The organism is uncultured Nostoc sp. (assembly GCF_964245575.1).
Lineage (GTDB): Bacteria > Cyanobacteriota > Cyanobacteriia > Cyanobacteriales > Nostocaceae > Nostoc.
The window spans coordinates 1-3,830 of record NZ_CAXTNP010000468.1 but is presented as its reverse complement, the minus strand read 5'-3'; the positions used below and the strand labels follow the sequence as shown (position 1 = coordinate 3,830).

Annotated in this window: 4 protein-coding genes; 1 reads left to right on the top strand and 3 read right to left on the bottom strand. The window is 39.9% G+C overall.

All coding sequences use genetic code 11. The features are described 5' to 3' along the window. Window positions 1-52: 52 nt before the first annotated feature. Window positions 53-499: a hypothetical protein gene (locus ACFFAP_RS37020; protein ID WP_375515871.1), complete on the bottom strand. Its 447-nt coding sequence runs from the start codon at window positions 497-499 to the stop codon at window positions 53-55. A gap of 364 nt (window positions 500-863) precedes the next feature. Then, a complete protein-coding gene (locus ACFFAP_RS37015) occupies window positions 864-1,442 on the bottom strand; it encodes a hypothetical protein (protein WP_375515870.1) in 579 nt (192 codons plus the stop codon). A gap of 167 nt (window positions 1,443-1,609) precedes the next feature. Between ACFFAP_RS37015 and ACFFAP_RS37010 the strand changes: the two genes are divergently transcribed. Further along, window positions 1,610-2,260: a TraX family protein gene (locus ACFFAP_RS37010; RefSeq protein WP_375515869.1), complete on the top strand. Its 651-nt coding sequence runs from the start codon at window positions 1,610-1,612 to the stop codon at window positions 2,258-2,260. Window positions 2,261-2,571: 311 nt separating this feature from the next. On the opposite strand, the gene ACFFAP_RS37005 is transcribed toward ACFFAP_RS37010, so the two are convergent. After that, a complete protein-coding gene (locus tag ACFFAP_RS37005; RefSeq protein ID WP_375515868.1) occupies window positions 2,572-3,306 on the bottom strand; it encodes an SDR family oxidoreductase in 735 nt (244 codons plus the stop codon). Window positions 3,307-3,830: the final 524 nt, after the last annotated feature.

Genomic DNA, 3,830 nt, shown 5'->3' with positions numbered 1-3,830 from the left:
ATTATTTATGCAACGCCATCTGAACACCTGCAAACATAACTAGCAACTTGGGTTAGTAGTGAAAAATGTGTTGTTTTTGAGTGACGTGACACCACCCAAATAAAGCAACTTCAACTGCTGAATTGTCGCAAGCTATTACTTTGTAATCATCGAAGGCTCTACCTAAATACTCCCAGATAAAATGCGCCACATAAGACATTTGAGGGACATATGGTTGAACAGTCGCTAAATTACTTAAGAGAGGCATTAATGCTAGAAATGTATTTTGGCCTAGCAGAGTACTGCCTGCAAAACAGTACCCATAGGTGTGAAAGTAACCTATCTGTGAGAAAAACCCGTCTTCACCAGGAAACCTGCATACTACTGGCAGCGCGAATACTTTTGCAGCATCATCAATAAGAGTAGAATTTTTATTGTTGGACACACGGCTATCTGAAGCTACCCAAAGAGAAGGATTTTCAGGCATTTCGTTATTAAACCAAATAGCAATAGCTGTCATTCTGTTTCACTAATACTCCATAGCATGAACGAGCAAATAACATTAAAGTAATTTAATTCTGTAAAAGCTGGCAAATAGGCAAATAGCCAAAAAATTTTGACTATTATCCTAAGGTTCAATTTGTGTCTGATATTTGAGATGTTTGATATGATGGTGCGTTATGCTTTACGACAACACACCCTACTGGATTATGGTGATCGCCCTCACTCGACAATAAACTAGGCGATCGCAAATATGCGAGTAAATTAGGGTTATACGAAGGGAGACAAAGCGTAGCTTTGGCGGGGTGGGGTTCAAATTGTTTGATTTATGCAAGAGGTCTATTGATATTTGCCAAGGAAGTTTGAGCAATCATTCTTGGACTTCAGTCTGGGAAAGCCAAACCAGTCATCGGGTCACGAATATACAACCCTAGCGTGAGACTACGCATCGTTTCATCCCAAACGGGTATTAGTTGTTCTGCTTGATCTGCCCAATAATCGAATGTAATCAAGCATTGAATATTCGACCCCAAAGCAATGCAAGTCCGCGAAAAAGCTTCCCGTGGTTCTTCCTGAGTGTCAATGAACTTCATCTCTGTCCAGACAATTTTGGCGGTTTGGCGCTTGACGGTAATAATTTCTCCCTTAGCAATGATGTTGCGGCTGTCGTTTTCCAGGACTTTCTTCAAGGTAGATTTTAGCGGAAACTGGCTCCAATCATTGGGTGGCAGAGGATTGAAAGATACTTCCAGACAGCAATCATCGTTAGGGGGTTTTTTATCGAGGAACTTGAAGGATTTTTCTTGTGGCTCAAAAACCCAATCCTGGGGAACATTGAAGCGAACAGCCCCACGATTCGCAACAAATATTTTATAGCCTGATGGAGATTCCCAGCGATGGTCAGGCTTTAGTTCAAGCGTTTCTTTAATCCACTGGAGATTGCTTTTTTTACGCTTTGCCATAGTGTTTTTGTGATCTCTGCTAAAGAGGGCATCACAGAATAGCCCGTCGTAGACATTGCCCTCTATATTAATGTTATCAAATTGCTAGGATTTTGAATAACTATTATATTAAATAAATAAAATTTTAGGGATTTTATATTAAGGAATCCAAGGTAAAACTCAGCATTGTGATTAAAGTTTCAGCTTTCAGCATTAAAATCTTAGCAGCAGTGTTCATGGTTATGGATCATGTGTGCTATTTGCTAATGCCAGATTTCTTAATATTGCGCTTTATTGGGCGATTGAGCTTTCCTCTCTTTGCATGGCTTCTGGCTAAAGGCGAAAAATACACCCAAAATGTGTACCGTTATGGAAGCAGGCTATTCATTGCAGCAATTATATCTCAGCCAATCTATACTGTTGTTTTCCAGAGGTTCTCACTTAATATTCTCTTCACGCTTCTTCTTGGACTTGTGATGTTGCGTTTAGTAAGCCTTTGTCCGCAATTATGGCAGCAAATAATAATTACTGGATTGTGTGCAGCAGTTTCCGAGGTCTTGGGCTTTGAGTATGGAGGATATGGGATTGGAGTAATATTATTGATGTCTTTAATAGACAAACTTAATCCCAGAGTATGGTTGCTCTACTGGTGCATCTTGCACTTTATTTTAGTAATTCTATCTATAAATTATATATTTCAAATTTGGGCAGTTTTTGCAGGATTCATTGTTTTTCAATTCAATGGTAGACAAGGTTCACGGGCTAGATGGTTTTATGTGTTCTACCCGGCTCATTTAATAATTTTAGGTGTAATTAATTATTTAATACAGTCCAGGTAGGATTGGAGATTTGATGAGCTTCCTGTATTTCTCAAAAGCTTCATTATGAGACAAACTCAGGTGAATATCCAGCTATGAAATTTACCCACCTATGAATAGGATGACGTGAGCTTGTAAGATTCGTTGGTGCAAGAGCCGGATGTATGGAATCAGTAAAAAGAGAAAGCTGCATTACGTGGTTTTAATTTTCGGAATTTGGGTCTATTCATCATCTGGCAAATACTGACAGCGTAACATAATTTGTTGATTCTCCGGCGATCGCAAATGAAATAAGTTTTTCTTTAAGAAAGCTAGCATCCAATCCTTTAAAATCAATAAGGGCTGGCGGTGGGACGGACAATAATTTCGCTAACATCAACGTCGTCAGGTTGTTCGATCGCAAATGCGATCGCTCTAGCAATGGCCTCTGGTGGAATTGCAATCTGCCGGAAATCCTGCATCCCTCGACGCGCTTCGCTATCCGAAATACTATCGGCCAGTTCTGACTCCGTTACTCCAGGGGAAATGATCGTCACGCGGATGTTGCTGACTTCCTGGCGCAGTCCCTCCGAAATAGCACCCACTGCAAATTTCGTAGCACAGTAAACGGCTGCGGTGGGGCTTACTGCATGTCCACCGATTGATGATATGTTGATGAACTGACCAAATCCCTGTTCCTTCATAATTGGCAATCCAGCAGCAATACCATGCAGGACACCTCGAATGTTTACGTCGATCATCCGATTCCATTCCTCAACTTTGAGCGCTTCCAGTTTTGAAAGCGGCATCACGCCTGCGTTGTTCACAATTACGTCGATGTGGCCGAATGTCTTTTGAGCGAATCCAACAAATTCGTTCACATCATTGAGTTGCGTGACATCCAACTGCCTATAATGCGCTGAACCACCTTCGTTGCGAATTGCCGTTACAAGAGTTTCGAGGCGATCGGTGCGACGCGCACCTAATACGACATGTGCACCTCTGCTAGCGAGTAAGCGGGCGCTAGCTTCACCAATGCCACTGCTTGCACCCGTAATTAAAACGACTTTCTGCTCAATTCCTGACATACGTAATCATTTTTATTGTTTAGGTTACGGAAATTGTCCATATTATTTAGCTTAATTGAGATGGTAGCTTTTGAATGCAAAGAATATTAAGCTTAATTTTGCAAATCAGTTTAAGCGTTTGTTTAATCTACAAGAGATTATTTTTTAGGTTTTGAGATAGTGCTTGTGCTGCTATATAAATACTAAACAAGTATAGACATTTATTTTTTACTTCATAAAGAGCAATTATTGCCAGATCGTAGTTTGACCCCAACTCGGCAGCAAAAGGATTGAGCTAAAGCTATTCTCTAACCAAACGGCGATCGCAAAAAATTTGTAAGTTGCGTCTTACTAATAAATGAACCGAAGGCTTGCATTAGAAGGATTTCACGTTATTTAACCCAACCTCCGGCTAGAGATAAATCTGCTGCAAGACATACAGTAATTAAAAAAACAAAGTTGAGCAATTACCAAATTGTATTTTATTGCTAAAAAAGTCTAAAATTTAGATATATTTATCTATATAGATAGATACTATATAGCTA

What these genes read in the sequence shown, in the direction of transcription:
- ACFFAP_RS37020 (WP_375515871.1), bottom strand. Translation starts at nt 499, where the DNA reads ATGACAGCTATTGCTATTTGGTTTAATAACGAAATGCCTGAAAATCCT.
- ACFFAP_RS37015 (WP_375515870.1), bottom strand. Translation starts at nt 1,442, where the DNA reads ATGGCAAAGCGTAAAAAAAGCAATCTCCAGTGGATTAAAGAAACGCTT.
- ACFFAP_RS37005 (WP_375515868.1), bottom strand. Translation starts at nt 3,306, where the DNA reads ATGTCAGGAATTGAGCAGAAAGTCGTTTTAATTACGGGTGCAAGCAGT.